The sequence below is a fragment of the Antrihabitans spumae genome (assembly GCF_043944905.1).
GTDB lineage: Bacteria > Actinomycetota > Actinomycetes > Mycobacteriales > Mycobacteriaceae > Antrihabitans > Antrihabitans spumae.
In genome coordinates this window covers 84,409-103,610 of the sequence record NZ_JBIMSN010000060.1, presented here as the reverse complement: position 1 = coordinate 103,610, position 19,202 = coordinate 84,409, and the positions used below count along the sequence as shown (strand labels likewise).

Below are 19,202 nucleotides of genomic sequence, written 5' to 3'. Positions count from 1 at the left end.
TCACTCGCGCCGCGGCGGCGGCAGGATGACACCGAGACGTTTCGCAACGGCAAAGCTCGTGTCGGCGAGCGATCGCATCACCTGAGGTGGCACGCCGTTCTGCAGTGCACCGTCCAGCAGATTCGCGAGCCGATGGTCGGGATCGGATCGCCGTGCAGCCTCGAAGACGATGCCGGCAAGTGGTCCGTCGCCGCGCACGTAGCAGCTGTAGCCCAGCAGGGCGGCGGCATCGGCGTAGTACGGATCAGGCAGTAGTCGCACCATCGTCAGCCAGACCTGTTCGGCAGCGTCTGCTTGCTCACCGGTCGCGAGAACGAGGGCGCAGTCGCGGACGTCGATGTTCGTCAACGCAACGCCGAGTTCCACGATCTCCGCAGGCCCGAGAACCGCACCGGTCGCGACGTTCTCGACCTGGAACAGAACGCGCACCAACTCGTTTCGGCTGTGTGCATCCTTGGTGCCCGCACGTGCCGCGCGTCGTCGCGCCGAAAACGCCGATTCCGCAGCGTCGGCCAGGAGCTTCGCTACCTCGATCCGCTCGAGCGGATCGCCCGGTTCCAGCACGGCAGCGACCTCCGCACGTGATCCGCGAATCTGGCGACCGTGCAGCACGTTCATTGCCGCCGCTGTGGACGAGCCCGGGTCGCGGAGAAACCCGGTTCGACGATCGCCGAGCAAACTCCACCAGAACTCCCCCGCGGCTATCTCCATCGTGATGTGCGCACCGACCAAAATCGTTCCGTGCGCAGCGAGGCCGGCGCCGAGTGCGTCGGCGATCTCCTCGTAGACCTCACTGAGATCGAAGTCGTCGTATGGACCGTCCTCGGCCCGATCGTCGAAGGCCTCACCACAGAATTCGCCACCGAAGTCGCCACCGAAGTCCACGTTGTCGAATATCGGTCCCGGTCCGAGGTCCGGTCCGATCAGCGATTCGATGCGGTCGTCGACGATCAGCGCGATCGCGTGGTGTACCCGCTCTCTGGCGCACAGCTCACCGAGGTGATCGATGGATGCGAGAACCGGCGCAGTGAGCGAGTCGAAGCGCCCCCATACGAACGGCTCGAAATCGTCGCCTCCCTCGTTGATGGGCGAGAGTTCGCCGGGGAGCACGAGATCCACCCGAACGACCGGACCGATCGTGGTTCCCGCCGGTCCTCCGACACAGACGAGTACGAGCGAACGTTGCGGCGGGAACCCGAGCAGCGCGGGCACAGCCGCCAGTAGGTCGCCGGGATCGGAGATGCGGACTGCTGGCCACATGGCCAGCGGGTCGTGTTGGGAAGCCGAGGATGTCATGGCGAGAGCCTGGCGCACACCGCCGGCGGTCCAACGTGGCCGACCTGCGGTTTTGCGTGGCCTGTGGACAACCGGGTCGAATGTGAAAATCTCGCCTCGCGGTGCCCATTTCGGGGGCTGGAGAACGGCGGTCGGTCGGAGGTGTGTGCTATAAACCGCGCGGGCTACTCTGCCGCGCGAATCTTGGTCACCTGATCGGTGAAGAGCTGATCGAGCGCAGCCATATCGGGCTTCGCGCCGGTGTAGGTCACGAACACCGCCTCGACAACCACATCGCCGACCTGCGCAGACAAGGTGCTCAACTCCTGAACGAACGGTTTCTCCGCCGATCCCGATGTGGCGGTCTGCTTGACGGCGAGGGTGTCGTCGGCATCGATCGGGGGCGCCGGTGTGACCTCGTTGCGCAGCTTCACGGTGACACCGTCCTTGGTCGTCACCGTCACGTCCGGGCAGCGGTCGAGACGGTCGCGCCGTGCGGCGAGGGTTTCGGTGGATCGTGTCGTCCTGGTGAGCCCGATCGTGATCGTCGAGATCGGCTTCTTCGCGGCGTCCGACGCTGTGCCGACGATGATCGCGCCCGGGGTGGGTTGGTTGCCCGGCTTGTCCCCACACTCGGGCGGATCGACCTCGGCGCCGTCGACGATATCGAGGTCGGAACCTGCGTCCTTCATTGCCGTCGGCGGCAGGACGACAGCTTCGTACGGTGCCGAGAAGTCACCCGGACCGAGCAGGAGGTCGGCGAGTTCGCCCGGTATCGCGCGCTGCGCGGTCGACGACACTGCGACTGCCTCACCGGTAATCGTCGAGCCACACCCGGACAGCGCTAAAACCATCCCGAGCGCCGCCGGAGCGAGGCAGTGCCGTCGGCGCAACGTCAATTTTACATCCTCCTGAACGAGTCGGCGCACAGTGACACACGCCCTCGTTCCACTGTCGCACACACGTGCGCAGATACCCGCGAACCCGCCGCCGGGGCGAGTCAGTCCGGATGCCGTCGATCTAGTGTCCGCGCGCTATCCATTCCTCCAGGTGCGGCGCCTCGGATCCGATCGTCGTGCCGTCGCCGTGTCCGGTCCGGACCCTCGTCTCCGAGGGCAGCGCGAACAGGCGTGCGGTGATCGAGTCGATGATCGTCCCGAAGTCGGAGAACGAGCGTCCGGTCGCGCCGGGTCCGCCTGCGAACAGGGTGTCGCCAGTGCACAGTTCTCCTGCCTCCGGCAAATACAGGCACGTCGAACCTGGCGAGTGGCCGGGGGTGTGCATGGCGAGGATGTCGGTTCCCGCGACTGCGATGCGTTGCCCGTCCGCCAGCGCGAGGTGCGACGTACCTGCATGTGTTTGTTCCCACAGCATGTCGTCGGCCGGGTGCAGATACACCGGAGCATCCAGGGCCGCAGCCAGTTCCGGAGCGACCGTCACGTGGTCGTCGTGGCCGTGCGTGCAGACGATCGCCACGACCCGCCGACCTCCGACTGCGTCGACGATCGGCGCCGCGGTGTGTGCCGCGTCGACGATGACGACCTCGGAGTCGTCGCCGATCAGCCAGACGTTGTTGTCGACGTCCCAGGTACCGCCGTCGAGCGAAAACGTTCCCGACGTCACGACCCGATCGATGCGCAGCCCGCTCACAGGACGACGACCGAGCGCAGTACGGTCCCCTTCTTCATCGTCGCGAACGCGGCCTCGACGTCGGCGAGACCGATCCGCTCGGTGACGAACTTGTCCAGCGGCAGCCGACCCTGCTGATAGAGATCGACCAACATCGGGAAGTCGCGCTCGGGCAGGCAATCGCCGTACCACGACGACTTCAAGGCACCACCGTGGCTGAACACGTCGATCAGCGGCAGTTCGAGTTTCATGTCCGGCGTCGGAACACCTACCAGGACAACAGTTCCCGCCAGGTCTCTGGCGTGGAAGGCCTGCAGCCAGGTCTCCGGCCTGCCGACCGCATCGATAACGACGTCGGCTCCGAAGGTGTCGGTCAGCGCCTGAATGGCTTCGACGACATCACCGGAACTGGCGTCGATGGTGTCGGTCGCACCGAGATCGGTTGCCCACGCGAGTTTTCCGGGATCGAGATCGACGGCGATGATCGTGGTCGCACCGGCGAGCCGCGCGCCTGCAATAGCGCCGCAACCGACGCCGCCGCAACCGATCACGGCAACGGAATCGCCTCGACCGACGTTGCCGGTGTTCATCGCAGCGCCGAGGCCTGCCATCACGCCGCAACCGAGCAGGCCGACGACCGCGGGATCCGCCGTCGGATCGACCTTCGTGCACTGTCCTTCGTGTACGAGCGTCTTCTCGGCGAAGGCACCGATTCCGAGCGCGGGCGACAGTTCGGTGCCGTCTTCGAGCGTCATCTTCTTGCTCGCATTGTGGGTGTCGAAGCAGTACCACGGTCGACCGCGTTTACACGCTCGACAGACACCGCAGACCGCGCGCCAGTTCAGGACGACGAAATCGCCGACCGCAACGCGGTCGACGCCCTCTCCGACCGCCTCGACGACTCCGGCTGCCTCGTGGCCGAGCAGGAATGGATACTCGTCGTTGATGCCGCCCTCGCGGTAGTGCAGGTCGGTGTGGCACACCCCGCACGCCTGGATCGTGACGACGACGTCACCTGGACCCGGATCGGGAATCAGTATCGTTTCCAAGCTGACGGGCTCGCCTTGTGCGCGGGATACGACACCTTGAACTCGCTGGGTCACAACTTGCCTCCGGATCTTCGACGAACGTGTTGTTTGAAGTCCCACAGTTCCACAATCCATGCGCGGGTTGCGATATATGGCTCAGGTCCGTTTCGGGAATTCACGACGCCAGTTCGGCGTTGCCCGTTGGTGATGGGCGACCCGGTTGCGCGCGACCGGGGCCGGGTATGTGATTCGTAGTGGACACTGGAAAGTGGTTCCACGAGGAAGGGGTCCGAGCGATGGACGAGAAGTCGAGGATGTACGAACTGGAGTTCCCGGCGCCACAACTGTCGTCCGCCGACGGGGAAGGGCCGATCCTTGTGCACGGGCTGGAGGGCTTCACCGACGCCGGCCATGCGGTCCGGCTCGCGACGGTCCATCTGCGCGAGAGCTTGGAAAGCGAACTCGTCGCGTCGTTCGACGTCGACGAGCTGCTCGATTACCGGTCGCGGCGCCCGACGATGACGTTCAAGAGCGATCACTTCTCGAAGTACGCGGAGCCGGAGCTCAACCTGTACGCGTTGCGCGACACGGTCGGCACACCGTTCCTCCTGCTCGCAGGCATGGAGCCCGACCTGAAGTGGGAACGCTTCACGACAGCGGTTCGGTTGTTGGCCGAGCAACTCGGTGTGCGTCGCACCATCGGCCTCAACGCGATTCCGATGGCGATCCCCCACACTCGACCACTCGGCATGACAGCACATTCGTCGAACAAGGACCTGGTCAAGGACAGCCAGCGGTGGGCGGGCGAACTTCAGGTGCCCGGCAGTGCGTCATCGTTGCTGGAATATCGGATGGCGCAGCACGGGCACGAGTCGATGGGTTTCTCCGTCCACGTCCCGCACTACCTTGCCCAGACCGACTATCCGGAGGCCGCGCAGACCCTCCTCGAAAGTGTTGCGACCATGGGCAATCTCGAACTGCCGCTCGCCGCGCTCGGTGAGGCGGCAGCCCGCGTCCGCGAGCAGGTCAACGAGCACATCGAGGGCAACGCCGAGGTCGAGGCCGTCGTGTCGGCGCTCGAACGGCAGTACGACACGTTCGTGAGCAGCCAGGAGCAGCAGTCGACTCTGCTCGCGAGCGACACGCCGCTGCCGAGCGGTGACGAACTCGGTGCCGAGTTCGAGAAGTTCCTTGCCGAGCAGGGCGGGTACGACGGCGACGAAAGCGTCGACCCAACTCCCTGACGCGTAAGACGACTGTTCGCCAGTCGAAACATCGATGTAACCGCTACCGAACGGACCAGCACTACGAGGCGCATACGCTCGCGGTGCTGGTCGGAATTCTCGGTAGGAGGCGACGATGGCTGGATCGCAGGCACGAAAGCTCCGGCGCGTGCCCGACACGGAAAGTCGGCTCGCCTTTCGCACGATCCACGGCTACCGGCGCGCGTTCCGGATTGCAGGCAGCGGTCCGGCGATCCTGTTGATCCACGGCATCGGTGACAGCTCCGCGACCTGGTGCGACCTCATTCCGCACCTGGCGCAGAAGCACACCGTCATCGCTCCCGACCTGCTCGGGCACGGCAGCTCGGACAAACCGCGTGCAGACTATTCGGTTGCGGCCTACGCCAATGGCATGCGCGATCTGCTCGCAGTTCTCGGCATCGGTCGGGTCACCGTGGTCGGGCATTCACTCGGCGGCGCAGTGGCGATGCAGTTCGTCTATCAGTTTCCACACCTGGTCGATCGGCTGGTGCTGACCTCGTCGAGCGGCGTGACGAAGGACATCCATCCGCTGTTGCGGGTGCTGTCGATGCCGATGATCAACGAGTCGCTGCGATTCTTGCGGCTTCCCGGCGGACGCCCGGTCGCGAAGATCGCGGGCAACGTCGCCATCGGTCTGCACGGTGCGACGCTACGGCCGAGCGCCGTCCTCGACGAGACGCCCGACATCATGCGGATGGTCGGCGATCTCGACGATCGGACGGCCTATCTCGCATTCCTGAAGACGCTTCGCGCAGTGGTGGATTGGCGCGGTCAGGTGATCACGCTCCTCGATCGCTGCTATCTGACCAACGACATTCCGACTCAAATAATCTGGGGTGCAAGGGATTCGGTGTTCCCGGTGAGCCACGCTCACATCGCCCACGCGGCCATGCCTGGATCGCGGGTCGAAATATTCGCCGGCGCCGGGCATTACCCGTTCCATTCCGACCCCCTTCGCTATCTCCGCGTCATCGAGACGTTCATGTCTACAACCGAACCGGCGACGTTCGACCAGCAGCGTTGGCGAGAATCGTTGCGCTCCGGTACCTCCGACCGCGCGATCGCAGGCGCAGCGGCAACCCGATCGACCGTATTGGACGCACTCGATGCGGCCGAACGAAGCGCCACCTGAACGATGAGAGAGCGATGCACTTTTCGCTCGCACTGCAGGGCCGGGTGATGGATCGTAGACTCCCCTGCATCCGTTCCCGCCCGAACAATCCCGAACATCTGCAGCGTTGTGCACCGTTCACACATCGCGTGACACAGGAGTCGCCATGACGAACATGCGGCCGCTGCGACCGGTCTCACAGGTCGAGCCGCGGCTTACTTTTCGGACTGTCCACGGGTATCGGCGTGCCATCCGCGTAGCCGGCCAAGGTCCACCGATCGTGCTGATCCACGGCATCGGCGACAACTCCGAAACCTGGCTCGACGTCATACCGCACCTTGCGGCCAACTACACCGTGATTGCACCGGACCTGCTCGGCCACGGTCGATCCGACAAACCACGGGCCGACTACTCGATTTCGGCCTATGCCAACGGCTTGCGCGATCTGCTGACAGTCCTCGAGGTCGAACGGGCAACGATCATCGGCCACTCGCTCGGCGGCGGCGTCGCGATGCAGTTCGCGTACCAATATCCGCACATGGTCGATCGACTCGTCATCGTGTCGTCCGCGGGCATCCATCGTGAGGTCCACCCCGTGCTGCGAGCCGCATCGGTACCCGGGCTCAGTGCCGCGTTGCAGGTTCTGCAGGTACCGGGGGCACGTCGAGCGCTCGACGTCGTCGGTCGGGCGTTGGCAGGCATCTACGACGCGACCGGGCATACGGGTGCTTCGGTCGGTCACGACGCCGTGGACATCATGCGAGTACTCGCCGATCAATCCGATCGGATGGGGCACCGAGCCTTCGTCAGGACGCTTCGAGCAGGCGCGGATTGGCGTGGTCAGGCCATCACGATTCTCGATCGCTGTTATCTCAACGAGCAGATCCCTGTGCAGATCATCTGGGGTGAGCGCGATGCCGTCCTGCCCGTCGCACATGCGCACCTGGCCTATGCGGCGATGCCAGGGTCTCGACTCGAGATCTTCGCCGACTCCGCACATTTCCCGTTTCGCGACGAACTGCTGCGCTTCATCGGCGTCGTTCAGCGCTTCCTCGACTCGACCGACGAGGCTCTCTACGACCACGAGCGCTGGCGGACTGCTCTCACCATCGGCATGAGCGCCTCCAACGAACTTGCCCGCCGGACCATGCATCCCACTGCGTTGGCTGCACCTCCGCTGGAGGAGAAGATGCGCGACGTGGCGAGCGCCTCGGAGCGCAGCGCGACCTGAGGCATAGCCTGTAGCCGTGCTATTACGGAGCCTCATCGACGATCGCGACCCCAGCGAGGCTGTCGAAGACGACTGGCTCTACGACGCTTTCACGTCGTGGACCGAAGACAGAGGGCTCGAACTCTATCCAGCGCAGGACGAAGCGCTCATCGAACTCGTCTCCGGTGCAAACGTCATCCTTGCCACCCCGACCGGTTCGGGGAAGTCGATGGTCGCAGTCGGCGCGCACTTCGCCGCACTCGCGCGCGGCCAGCGCACCTACTACACGGCTCCCATCAAGGCACTCGTCAGCGAGAAGTTCTTCGCGCTTTGCGATATTTTCGGCGCCGACCAGGTCGGGATGGTGACCGGTGACGCCTCGGTCAATGCGCAGGCGCCGATCATCTGCGCGACAGCGGAGATTCTGGCGAACCTCGCGCTGCGCGAGGGCGCCGAGGCAAACGTCGGACAGGTGGTGATGGACGAGTTCCACTTCTACGCCGAACCCGACCGTGGCTGGGCCTGGCAGGTGCCCCTGATCGAGTTGCCGAACGCCCAATTCCTCTTGATGTCCGCAACTCTCGGCGAGGTCGACTTCTTCCGCGACGATCTGACCCGCCGAACCGGCCGACCCACGTCGGTTGTCGCAGGCACCGAACGGCCTGTGCCGCTGAGCTATTCGTATGTGTTCACCCCGATCGGCGAAACGATCGAGGAACTGGTCACCACCCATCAGGCACCGGTCTACGTCGTCCACTTCACCCAGGCCGCTGCATTGGAACGAGCGCAGGCGCTCACCAGCATCAACTTTTCCTCGCGAGCGGAGAAGGACGCGATAGCCGACGCAATCGGCAGCTTCCGTTTCGCGACAGGATTCGGAAAGACGTTGTCGCGCTTGGTCCGACACGGAATCGGCGTCCACCACGCCGGCATGTTGCCCAAATACCGTCGACTCGTCGAAAAGCTGGCGCAAGACGGTCTGCTCAAGGTCATCTGCGGTACGGACACCCTCGGTGTCGGCATCAACGTGCCGATCCGCACGGTGCTGCTCACAGGTCTGACGAAGTACGACGGCGTCAGAACGCGCCAGTTGCGGGCTCGAGAGTTCCACCAGATCGCGGGACGCGCAGGTAGGGCCGGCTACGACACCATGGGAACCGTTGTCGTGCAAGCACCCGAGCACGAAGTCGAAAATGCCCGCCTCGTCGCCAAGGCAGGTGACGATCCGAAGAAGCTCAAGAGAGTCCAGCGCCGCAAAGCACCCGAAGGTTTCGTGTCGTGGAGTGCGCAGACGTTCGACAGACTCGTCGCGGCGTCACCGGAGTCGTTGGTGTCGCGGTTCGCAGTGACGAACTCGATGCTGCTCAACGTCATTGCGCGCCCGGGCAACTGTTTCGTCGCGATGCGTCACCTGCTCGAAGACAATCACGAGCCGCGACCTGCCCAACGCAAGCACATCCTCCGCGCCATCAGCCTGTATCGAGGACTGGTGAATGCCGGTGTCGTGCAGCAACTCTCCGAACCCGACGAATACGGTCGCATGGCGCGACTCACCGTCGAACTGCAACGCGACTTCGCACTCGATCAGCCGCTGTCACCGTTCGCGTTGGCAACCTTCGAATTGCTCGATCGCGACTCCCCCACCTACACACTCGATGTGATCTCGGTGATCGAGTCGACCCTCGACGATCCGCGGCAGTTATTGATGGCCCAGCAGCACGCTGCGCGCGGCGAGGCGATCGGCAGAATGAAAGCCGACGGCATCGAATACGACGAGCGGATGGAACTCCTCGAAGAGGTCACGTGGCCGAAACCTTTGGAGGAGTTGCTCGTTCCGGCGTACGAGACCTATCGCGGTGGGCATCCGTGGCTGTCGGAGTTCGCCCCGTCGCCCAAGTCGGTGGTCCGCGATCTGATCGAGCGATCGATGACGTTCGCCGAATTGATCAGCCACTACGGTCTTACCCGGTCGGAGGGGCTCGTTCTTCGCTACCTCGCCGACGGTTACCGCGCGCTGCGCAGAACCGTCCCGGACCAGGCTCGGACCGAAGAACTCGACGACATCACCGAGTGGCTCGGCGAGCTTGTGCGACAGGTCGATTCGAGCCTCCTCGACGAGTGGGAACAGCTCACCAATCCAGGCGCGGAGATCGACACCGACCAGACAGCGTTCGATGCCGCTGCGCCACGGCCGATCTCGGCGAATATTCGGTCGTTCCGGGTGCTCGTCCGCAATGCGATGTTCCGCCGGGTCGAACTCGCCGCGCTGCGGCGCTGGGACGCACTTGCCGAACTCGGGGCAGGTCCGGACGCAGAAGGCTGGGAACTGTTGCTGGCCGACTACTTCGACGAATACGGCACGATCGGAACGGGTCCGTCGGCGCGTGGTCCGCAGTTGTTCACGTTGGTGCGCGACGCCGACCTGTGTTCGGTACGTCAGGTCCTCGACGACCCGAACGAGGACCACGGCTGGTCGATCGATGCCGTCGTCGATATCGAGGAATCGGATGCCCTCGGCGAGATCGTGTTCGAGGACATGACGGTCACCGCAGGCTGATGCGGCTACGCCGCTCGTGAGTCCTTTCGGAGGTCCTGACCACCAGAAAGACTCACGAGCGGCGTAGCCGCCTATAGTTTTCTCTATGGATGGAAGGGATCGAGAATGAGTGTGGACGTCGCCGTCGTTCGGGTGTTCACCAACGCCGCCGGTGAGTTCGGCAACGCGCTCGGCATCGTCGATGCAGCAGCTGTTCCGTTGTCCGACAGGCAATCTCTCGCAGCGCACCTCGGTTTCAGCGAGACCATCTTCGTCGAACTTCCCGGCGGCAACACCACGACCAGAGCGCAGATCTTCACCCCCGCAACCGAACTCCCCTTTGCGGGGCACCCTACGGTCGGCCTCGGATGGTGGCTGAGCGAACTCGGGTTCGCTGTCGACGCCATCGACGTACCTGCCGGACGCGTCGAGGTCACACGCACCAACGGCATCACGAAGATTCGCGCACGCGCGGAGTGGGCGACCGACTTCACGTTCCACGATCTGGCCTCCGCTGCCGAGGTCGAGGCGCTCGATGCTGCCCGCTTCACCGACGCACTGCACTACGCCTGGGCGTGGACCGACGAAGCTGCGGGAGCGATTCGCTCACGAATGTTCGCACCCGTCCTGGGAATTCGTGAAGACGAGGCAACAGGTGCGGCCGCTGTTCGAATCACTGCGCTGCTGGAGCGCGATCTCACGATCACCCAGGGACTCGGCTCGCAAATCTTCACCGACTACGCAGCCGACGGCTGGGTCCACGTCGGCGGCAGAACGGTCGCCGAACACACGTTCAGTGTGTAGACCGACGAGTCGGGATGGGTGCCGCGCCCGCGGCGAGTTCGGCTTCCGTCAACACAACTTCGAGTTCACGCCCCAGATCGAACCCCGTCGCCAGCGGCAGTCTGTCACCACTCCAGAACTTTCCGGGGTCGTACCAGTTGGACCGATGTTGCTTGCGCAACAGACCCATGGCCTCGTAGGTCGTCCCGACAACCTCTGCGCAATAGGCACTCTCGAGTTTCTGCGCATCTGCCTTGCGGCCAGGTAGGCGGCCCGCGAACCACCGGCCCGTCACCTTCGCAGTGGACGGAAACGGGGTACCGTCCAGGCGCGCGATGGCACGAAGCAGCGCGTCCTCCTGCTCCTTCGACACGGCCGGTTCCAACTGCCGCAGCCAGCCGCGCTGCTTGTAGCGGCCGCCCCACACCTGCACGGCGTCGCGAAGATCGTGCAACTGGACACCTCGCTGGAACCGACCGGTCCACATGTCCTGCAACGACTTCCCCAACTCCGCATGCCAGATCAACGGCGGCAGATCGGCAAGGACGACCGACATCCCGACATGATTGACCGGGCTGTTGGTGAGGGTCCGGATTGCGCGGTCAGGGCCGGAATGGCCGCGGAAGATCCAGATGTCGCCCGTGCGCGTCTGCTCGACCGCGTCCGACAAGCTCACCTGCGATGCGTGCATTCGCGGAGTCATGGCCTTAGCCTAAGGCGATGAGGCTCACCGGCGCACAGGCACTGAAGCTCGCAGGTCTCGCCGGAGCGGTCGGCGTCGTCGCAACCGGAGTTGTCGTTGCGCGCAACGAACGCGCGCGGCGCGCCTATACCCCCGACGAGGTTCGGGAACAGTTGCACGCACGATATGCCCGTGCCGCGTCAGCACCGACCACCATCGCGCAGCCGAGCAAACCGACACTGCGCGAACGTGTGTCGTTCCTGCGTCGCAAAAAGTCTCGAGCCTGATCAGCCGAGCGCTGCCAGCACCCGCTCCGCCAGCTCTGCCACCTGCTCGTCCGTAATGACGAACGACGGCGAGAACTGCATCGCGCCGACGCCCGCTGCTCGTCCCGAAACACCGTGCTGACGGAGTGTTTTGACGAACGGCAAGGCCTCGGCCGGATCGGCGAGTTGCACAGCGGCGACAGCCCCGAGTCCGCTGCGCACCTCCTGGACGCGAGGATGATCGGCCAGCGGCGAAAGATGTTTGTGCAGTGAGCCTTCGAGACGCTTGGACTCGTCCAGCAGGTTCTCGCGTTCCATGATGTCGAGGTTCGCCATTGCGGCCGCGGCAGCGCCCGCGTGCCCGCCGTAGGTGTAGCCGTGCCGCCACCAGACACCGCCCGCGAAGAACGGCTCGGCGATGTGCGGGGCGATGAAAACGGCACCCATCGGGACGTAGCCGGACGTCAAGCCCTTCGCCGTCGTCATCAGATCCGGCTGCAGGTCGAATCGTGTCGACGCGAACCATGATCCGCCGATGCGGCCGAAACCTGTCACCACCTCGTCGACGACGAACAGGATGTCGTGATCGCGGCAGATCGCACGGACCTCCGCCAGGTAGCCCTCGGGGGGCAGATAGATACCGCCCGCACCGATGACCGGCTCGGCGAAGAACGCTGCGATGTTGTCCGCACCGAGCTCCTCGATCAGGCTGAGCAGGCTCTTCGCGTTGTCCCACTCGACGGTCCGCGCATCGGCCATCAACTCGCCGTAACCTTCACGGTTCGGCGGGATCCCCGCCAGTGCCGTTCCGGCGACATGCATACCGTGATAGGCCTTCTGGCGGCCGACGATGATGCGCTTGGACGGCTTGCCGACCTCACCCCAGTAGCGACGCGCGAGTTTCGCGGCAGTGTCGATGGAATCGGAGCCGCCAGAGGTGAAGAAGATCTTGCTGCCGGGTACCGGTGCGATCTCCGCAAGGCGCTCGGCGAGGGTCGCTGTGATGGCCGGGACGAAGTCACCGAAATTCGAGTAATGAGCAACGGTCGCAAGTTGTTCGGCGACGGCGTCGCCGATCTCGCGCCTGCCGTGCCCGACGTTCGCGAACCACAGTCCCGCCGTCCCGTCCAGGTACTTGTTGCCTGCGTCGTCCCAGATGTAGGCACCTTCCCCGCGAGCAACGACAAATGCACCTTTTTCGACGGCACCCATGTCCGCGAAACCGTGCCACAGTGAACCCATTACGCGCCCCTCATTCAACGATCGTTTCAGACGAAACTAGCGTGCGCGTCGTTCTTGTACCGCCACCGGGCCGCTAGTCTGCCGACCGCACCGACGGCGAGCGCGAGCAGGGTCATCGCGACGGTCAATACGACGAGCCCGATGGCAAGAGACACGTAGCCCTGCTCACGCGGGTCGAGGAACGGGTAGGGATACCAGTCGACGAATTCGCCGCGGATCAGGCTGTACACCCCGTACACAGCCGGGAACGCCAGCCACTGCAGCACTTGGCTGTCTTCGATCTTTGTGCGCGGCGGAGCGAGGATCCAGTCTGCGAGCAGCACGAGGGGAAGCAGCCTGTGCATCACATCGTTGATCCAGCGATCGGTGAGCATCACGTCGATATTGGCAAGCAGAACCGCATAGACAGCACACGTGATCACCATGTAGACGGTGACCGCGCCGCGCACGCTCTGCCACGTCCGGCTGCCGGGATCGAGCAGACCGCCGACGAGCAAGACCACGATGGTGGCGACGTTGCTCAGAATCGTGAAGTAGCTGAAATAGTTCGCGACGGAGAAGGCCTCGACGTCGATGTTTCGCAGCGGAATCCACACGAGCGCAACCGCGCCGAGTACGGCGAAGCCGATCCGGAGAGTCCGGATCACGATCGGAGTGGACGCTCGAGGGTTCGACGCTGGCGATGAACCGACATCTGCAGTGGTCACCGGCATATCGTCGCACGTGGGCGCCGTGGCCACGGGTAACCGACCACAACTCTTCGTTCGATATCCTGTAGCGGTCATGCCCAGCACACCGACCGATACCTCCGCGACCATTCGCGACCTCCGCAACCGCCTCGGCGAACTCACCTTTCGAGACGAATACCGCTTTCGACGCCGTCTCGAACGTGCCCGGACCCCTGGCGCTCTCGACGCACTCGCGCGCGAGATCGACGCAGCCGAACTGCGGATCCTCGACAGGCGTGCAGCGGTACCGACGATCACCTATCCCGAAGCGCTGCCGGTTACCGCGCGCCGAGAAGATATCGCCGCCGCCATCGCGAAACATCAGGTCGTCGTCGTTGCCGGTGAGACCGGATCCGGTAAGACGACGCAGATTCCGAAGATCTGTCTCGAACTCGGTCGTGGCATCCGCGGCACCATCGGCCACACTCAGCCGCGACGGATCGCCGCGCGTACGGTAGCCGAGCGAATCGCCGAGGAACTGGACACCGAACTCGGCACAACGATCGGGTACACGGTCAGGTTCACCGATCACGCGTCGGAAAATACGCTCGTCAAACTGATGACGGACGGCATTCTGCTCGCCGAGATCCAGCGCGATCGGTTGTTGCGCCGCTACGACACGTTGATCATCGACGAAGCGCACGAACGCAGTCTCAACATCGACTTCCTCCTCGGCTACCTCGCCCAATTGCTGCCGCGCAGACCTGATCTCAAGGTGATCATCACCTCTGCGACGATCGACCCCGAACTGTTCGCGCGGCACTTCGCCACCGCCGGAGTCCCGGCGCCGATCGTCGAGGTGTCAGGTCGGTCGTATCCGGTGGAGATCCGGTACCGACCGACGACGCTGCAGGTCGGCGACGAGACGATCGACCTCGATCCCGTCGACGCGGTCTGCGAGGCTGTGACCGAACTCTTTTCCGCCGGCGACGGCGACGTGCTGGTCTTCCTCTCGGGCGAACGTGAAATCCGCGATACCGCAGATGCTTTGAACGATCTGAAGCTCGCCCGCACCGAGGTCGTTCCGCTCTACGCCAGACTGTCTGCCGCAGAACAGCATCGGGTGTTCACTCCACACACGGGACGCCGAGTCGTGCTGTCCACCAACGTCGCGGAGACGTCGCTCACCGTCCCCGGTATCCGCTACGTGGTCGATCCCGGGACAGCACGAATCTCGCGATACTCGTTGCGCACCAAGGTCCAACGCCTGCCGATCGAACCCATCTCGCAGGCGTCGGCACGCCAGCGTGCCGGGCGTTGCGGTCGCGTCGCCGACGGCATCTGCATCCGGCTGTATTCCGAGGACGACTTCGAATCGCGGCCACAGTTCACCGAGCCCGAAATTCTGCGCACGAATCTGGCAGCGGTCATCCTGCAGATGACGTCGCTCGGGCTCGGCGAGATCGAGAATTTTCCGTTCCTGGAACCACCTGATCAGCGCAGCATCCGTGACGGCGTCGCCCTGCTCGAAGAACTCGGCGCGATCACCACCACAGGCGGACTCGCCCTCACGCCGGTCGGTCGCGAGCTTGCGCAATTGCCCGTCGATCCGCGAATGGCGCGCATGCTCGCCGAGGCGCACCGCTCGGGTTGTTTGACCGAAATGCTCATCATCGTCTCCGCGTTGGCAATTCAGGACGTCCGAGAGCGTCCCGCCGACCACCAACAGGCAGCCGACACCGCACATGCACGTTTCGTCGTCGAGAACTCGGACTTCCTTGCCTACGGGAAACTGTGGGAGTACCTGAACGAGCAGCGAAAGACGCTGTCGTCGAATCAGTTCCGCAAGATGTGTCGCAACGAATTCCTGCATTGGCTGCGCATCCGGGAATGGCAGGACCTGCACGGGCAACTCCGCACGATCACCCGAGGACTCGGTTGGGAGCCCAATACCGCTGCGGCTTCCGAGAATTCGATTCACCAGGCCTTGTTGGCCGGCCTGCTGTCGCACATCGGTTTACGTGACGCGGAAACCAGAGACTTCCTCGGTGCTCGCGGCGCCAAGTTCGCAATCTTCCCTGGCTCGTCGCTGTTCAAGAAGCCGCCGCGCTGGGTGATGGCTGCCGAACTCGTCGAAACGTCGCGGCTGTGGGGTCGGATGGCCGGGCGGATCGAGCCCGAGTGGGCGGAAAAGCTTGCGCCGCATCTGATCAAGAAGACCTACTCGGAACCGCACTGGTCGAGCAAGCGTGGGTCGGCGATGGCCTACGAGCGCGTGACGTTGTACGGGATACCACTCGTCACCGGTCGCGCCGTCAACTACGGACCCATAGATCCGGAGACCTCGCGCGAACTCTTCATCAGACACGCACTCGTCGAAGGGGAATGGACGACGAATCACCCCTTCTTCGCGCGAAACCGGGCGCTGCTCGACGATGTCGAAGAACTCGAACATCGGGCGCGTCGGCGCGACATTCTGGTCGACGACGAGGCTCTGTTCGCCTTCTACGACGAGCGGGTCGGCAGCGACGTCGTGTCGGCACGCCACTTCGACACCTGGTGGAAGAAGGCACGGCGCGCGAATCCCGCTCTACTCGACTTCACCATCGCAACCGTCGTCCACGACAACGCCGTTGCCGTCGTCGGCGGTGACTATCCCGACGCGTGGCGACAGGGCGAGATCCAGTTCCCACTGACCTATCAGTTCGAGCCGGGTACAGACGACGACGGCGTCACCGCCCGCATCCCGATAGCCCAACTGGCACACGTGCGAGCTGTCGGGTTCGACTGGTTGGTGCCCGGAATGCGCGAGGAACTTGTCACGGCACTCATCAAGACGTTGCCGAAACAGCTGCGCCGCAACGTCGTTCCCGCACCCGACTTCGCGCGTGCCGCGCTCGCAGCGGTCAAGCCACGCTCCGAACCACTCACCGCAGCCATCGCACGCGAACTGACCCGCCTCGCGTCGACACCGATCTCACCGAACGACTTCGACCTAGCCGCCCTACCCGATCACCTGCGGATGACGTTCACAGCGACGGACCCCTCCGGCAAGGTCGCCGCGAAGAACAAGGACCTCGCCGCGCTGAAGACTGCTCTGGCACCGCAGGTTGCGAAGGCGGTCGCCGCTGCCGCGTCGGGCATCGAACGACCGTCGGCGACGGTGTGGACGTCGGAATCGCTGGGTACGTTGGCTCCGACCGTCACTCGAACCGTCGACGGTCATCAGGTGACCGGCTATCCGGCACTTGTCGCCGAGTCGAACGGAGTCGCGGTCCGTGTGTTGAGCACACCGACCCAGCAACGTGCGGCGATGCGGACCGGGACACGTGAACTTGTCCTGCGAGCAGTACCGACACCGACGAAACAGGTGACGGCGGGGTTGACGCCCACCGAGCGACTTACCCTCAGCCAGAACCCCTACCCGTCGCTCGACGCCTTGCTCGAGGATTGCAGGGCCTGCGCCGCAAACGAACTCATCGACGCCGCAGGTGGTCCGGTTCACACCCCCGCCGAGTTCGACAACCTGGTTGCGCGGGTCCGTCCACAGCTGGGTGGTCGCGTCCGCGAACTGATTCGCGCGGTGCTTCCGGTGCTGGCCCGTGCCCGCGAACTGTCGGCCGCCTTGGACGGACGACGCGGTGAGGTTGCCGACGACGTGACTCAGCAGCGCGACGGACTGGTGTTCGCGGGATTCGTTTCCGAGTTCGGTGGCGAGCGGCTCGCTCACCTGCCGCGCTATCTGCAGGGCGCCATCGTTCGGCTGGAGGCACTTCCCGCGGGAGCGATCCGCGACAGCAACGGGATGGCTGTACTCGACCGCGTGTATGCGAAGTACGACCGACTGCTGGACTCCCTGCCTGAAGAACGTCGCGGCTCAGCGGTTGTCGTCGACATCTCCTGGCTGATCGAGGAGTTGCGGATCAATCTGTTCGCCCAGCGGCTCGGCACACCGTTCCCGATCTCGGAGCAGCGAATAGACAAGGCCATAGCCGCGATTCGGCGCTAGCTAATTGGAGCGAATGTCACATCGGTACCCCTCGGCGGGACGAAGGCCGCATTCGCTCCGCCGATCGTTGGTGTGAGTGTGCAGTTGGCCCCGCTGGACGACGTCAGGGAACCCCTCACGCCGCTGGCCTGCACTATTCGGTCGCCGCACCGAGCCGGTGGGCACGCAACTCTTCGATCTCACGCTCGAAGTCGTCGGCGGAGCTGAATGAGCGATACACCGATGCGAACCGCAGGTAGGCGACCTCGTCGAGGTCTCGCAGGGGTCCGAGGATGGCCAAGCCGACCTGATGGCTGGGGATTTCGGCGGATCCGGACGCGCGGACGGTGTCTTCGACCTGTTGCGCGAGCAGGTTCAGCGAATCGTTGTCGACATCGCGGCCCTGGCAGGCGCGGCGAACGCCCCGCATAAGCTTCTCGCGGCTGAACGGTTCGGTGACACCACTTCGTTTCACGACGGCAAGGACCGCCGTCTCGACGGTTGTGAATCGACGACCGCAGTTGGGGCATGATCGCCGTCGGCGAATCGCGCTCCCCTCTTCTGCCTCGCGGGAGTCGACCACGCGAGAGTCCGGGTGTCGACAGAATGGGCAGTGCATGTCGAATCCTTTTTCGATGCCGACAAGCTCGCACAACTCGATCGCGCTCTGCGACGAACCGATCAGGCCGGATTCGTGCGTGCAATATGCGATCTCGATGCGACCACTCGGCGTGGTGTGACCAACAGACTCCGAGGATACCCGCCGCCCACTCGGCCGGGACATATCGCCCACCACCAGCGGTGACAGCTCGGCTCGCAGTTGCGCCAAGGATTCGAACATGGTCGGTGCTAGGGCGCTACGGGTGCGATCAAAGCCTGACCGGGCGCAACGCCTGCCGACTTCATGTCGTTGAGCCGCAGAATCTGCTCGACGACTTCGGCGACCGGTGCATCGGGTGAGACGCGAGCCGCTACGTCGGACAGGGTCTCGCCCGACTGGACGTGCACGACGGCGGTAGTGCTCGGAACACTCTCGAGACCACCCGTCCTCAGGTTCCACAGACCGAGCAGCCCGACCACCGCGATGGCGGTCAGCAACATCGTGGCTATAACCGTGCCGAACCCGTATTCCTCGCTTCGAACATCCTCGTCGTCGAGGCGCGGTAGCACCCGCAGGCCGACGGAACCGTAATCGAACGAGCCGTTGGCGGGGCCGCGACTGTCGCTCGTCGCCAGCGCGCGCCGACGCGTCCGCACCGGGCGTAGGCCCTCGTCGGCACGCGCAGTGCCGACAGCGGTGTCCGAGCCGACGCCGGCGATGCCACCGAAATGCGCGTCGAGTCCCGCGTATTCGTTCATTGTGATGCTCATCGGATCCTCCGTCTGCGTCGCCAGCGGCATGTGCGCTGGTGTCGTTGGTGGTGCTTTGCTTGTCCTGGGTTGCCGTGCCGTACTGCCGACGTTCGATCACGCGTTCGATGAACGTCTGTTCGAATTTTCTACCATGCCCCACCGACAA

Annotated in this window: 16 protein-coding genes; 7 read left to right on the top strand and 9 right to left on the bottom strand. The window is 64.3% G+C overall.

From position 1 onward, the window contains the following. The 4 genes from ACHIRB_RS14740 to ACHIRB_RS14725 form a co-directional block, all read right to left on the bottom strand. Window positions 1–1,296, bottom strand: coding sequence for a DUF4192 domain-containing protein (locus ACHIRB_RS14740; RefSeq protein WP_395123810.1), 1,296 nt, complete (start codon window positions 1,294–1,296; stop codon window positions 1–3). 164 nt (window positions 1,297–1,460) lie between these two features. Beyond that, a complete protein-coding gene (locus ACHIRB_RS14735) occupies window positions 1,461–2,174 on the bottom strand; it encodes a sensor domain-containing protein (RefSeq protein ID WP_395123809.1) in 714 nt (237 codons plus the stop codon). A 121-nt stretch (window positions 2,175–2,295) separates the two neighbouring features. Continuing rightward, window positions 2,296–2,925: an MBL fold metallo-hydrolase gene (locus ACHIRB_RS14730; RefSeq protein ID WP_395123808.1), complete on the bottom strand. Its 630-nt coding sequence runs from the start codon at window positions 2,923–2,925 to the stop codon at window positions 2,296–2,298. After that, window positions 2,922–4,007 carry an S-(hydroxymethyl)mycothiol dehydrogenase gene (locus ACHIRB_RS14725; protein WP_199706305.1) on the bottom strand — a complete coding sequence of 362 codons (1,086 nt, stop codon included), beginning with the start codon at window positions 4,005–4,007 and terminating at the stop codon, window positions 2,922–2,924. The genes ACHIRB_RS14730 and ACHIRB_RS14725 overlap by 4 nt, the downstream gene beginning before the upstream one ends. Before the next feature lie 221 nt (window positions 4,008–4,228). On the opposite strand from ACHIRB_RS14725, the gene ACHIRB_RS14720 reads away from it, so the two are divergent. The 5 genes from ACHIRB_RS14720 (at window position 4,229) to ACHIRB_RS14700 (ending at window position 10,858) form a co-directional block, all read left to right on the top strand. Continuing rightward, a complete protein-coding gene (locus ACHIRB_RS14720) occupies window positions 4,229–5,176 on the top strand; it encodes a proteasome assembly chaperone family protein (RefSeq protein WP_395123855.1) in 948 nt (315 codons plus the stop codon). A 115-nt stretch (window positions 5,177–5,291) separates the two neighbouring features. After that, entirely contained in the window at window positions 5,292–6,329 is a 1,038-nt protein-coding gene (locus ACHIRB_RS14715; RefSeq protein ID WP_395123806.1) for an alpha/beta fold hydrolase, read from the top strand. A 145-nt stretch (window positions 6,330–6,474) separates the two neighbouring features. Next, complete coding sequence (locus ACHIRB_RS14710) at window positions 6,475–7,539, top strand: alpha/beta fold hydrolase (RefSeq protein WP_395112131.1); 1,065 nt, start codon at window positions 6,475–6,477, stop codon at window positions 7,537–7,539. A 16-nt stretch (window positions 7,540–7,555) separates the two neighbouring features. Continuing rightward, window positions 7,556–10,075 carry a DEAD/DEAH box helicase gene (locus ACHIRB_RS14705; protein WP_395123805.1) on the top strand — a complete coding sequence of 840 codons (2,520 nt, stop codon included), beginning with the start codon at window positions 7,556–7,558 and terminating at the stop codon, window positions 10,073–10,075. Between the two features lie 105 nt (window positions 10,076–10,180). Continuing rightward, a complete protein-coding gene (locus ACHIRB_RS14700) occupies window positions 10,181–10,858 on the top strand; it encodes a PhzF family phenazine biosynthesis protein (protein ID WP_395123804.1) in 678 nt (225 codons plus the stop codon). Here the strand turns inward: ACHIRB_RS14700 and ACHIRB_RS14695 are convergent. Continuing rightward, window positions 10,848–11,540, bottom strand: coding sequence for a hypothetical protein (locus ACHIRB_RS14695; protein WP_395123802.1), 693 nt, complete (start codon window positions 11,538–11,540; stop codon window positions 10,848–10,850). The two genes, ACHIRB_RS14700 and ACHIRB_RS14695, sit on opposite strands and share 11 nt — an antisense overlap. Before the next feature lie 17 nt (window positions 11,541–11,557). Here ACHIRB_RS14695 and ACHIRB_RS14690 point away from each other — a divergent pair, with 17 nt between their 5' ends. After that, window positions 11,558–11,806 carry a hypothetical protein gene (locus tag ACHIRB_RS14690; RefSeq protein ID WP_199706311.1) on the top strand — a complete coding sequence of 83 codons (249 nt, stop codon included), beginning with the start codon at window positions 11,558–11,560 and terminating at the stop codon, window positions 11,804–11,806. Here the strand turns inward: ACHIRB_RS14690 and ACHIRB_RS14685 are convergent, their stop codons facing one another. After that, the gene (locus ACHIRB_RS14685; protein ID WP_395123801.1) at window positions 11,807–13,027 is read right to left on the bottom strand and encodes an aminotransferase family protein; all 1,221 of its coding nucleotides are present in this window, start codon (window positions 13,025–13,027) and stop codon (window positions 11,807–11,809) included. A gap of 26 nt (window positions 13,028–13,053) precedes the next feature. Next, window positions 13,054–13,740, bottom strand: a complete 687-nt coding sequence (locus ACHIRB_RS14680; RefSeq protein ID WP_395123800.1) for a Pr6Pr family membrane protein — start codon at window positions 13,738–13,740, stop codon at window positions 13,054–13,056. Window positions 13,741–13,810: 70 nt separating this feature from the next. On the opposite strand from ACHIRB_RS14680, the gene hrpA reads away from it, so the two are divergent. Next, window positions 13,811–17,704: an ATP-dependent RNA helicase HrpA gene (gene hrpA, locus ACHIRB_RS14675; protein ID WP_395123799.1), complete on the top strand. Its 3,894-nt coding sequence runs from the start codon at window positions 13,811–13,813 to the stop codon at window positions 17,702–17,704. Between the two features lie 133 nt (window positions 17,705–17,837). Here hrpA and nrdR read toward each other — a convergent pair whose 3' ends face one another. Together nrdR and ACHIRB_RS14665 are read right to left on the bottom strand one after the other, a co-directional pair. Next, window positions 17,838–18,302: a transcriptional regulator NrdR gene (gene nrdR, locus ACHIRB_RS14670; RefSeq protein WP_395112231.1), complete on the bottom strand. Its 465-nt coding sequence runs from the start codon at window positions 18,300–18,302 to the stop codon at window positions 17,838–17,840. 230 nt (window positions 18,303–18,532) lie between these two features. Further along, complete coding sequence (locus ACHIRB_RS14665) at window positions 18,533–19,054, bottom strand: LysM peptidoglycan-binding domain-containing protein (RefSeq protein WP_395112139.1); 522 nt, start codon at window positions 19,052–19,054, stop codon at window positions 18,533–18,535. Window positions 19,055–19,202: the final 148 nt, after the last annotated feature.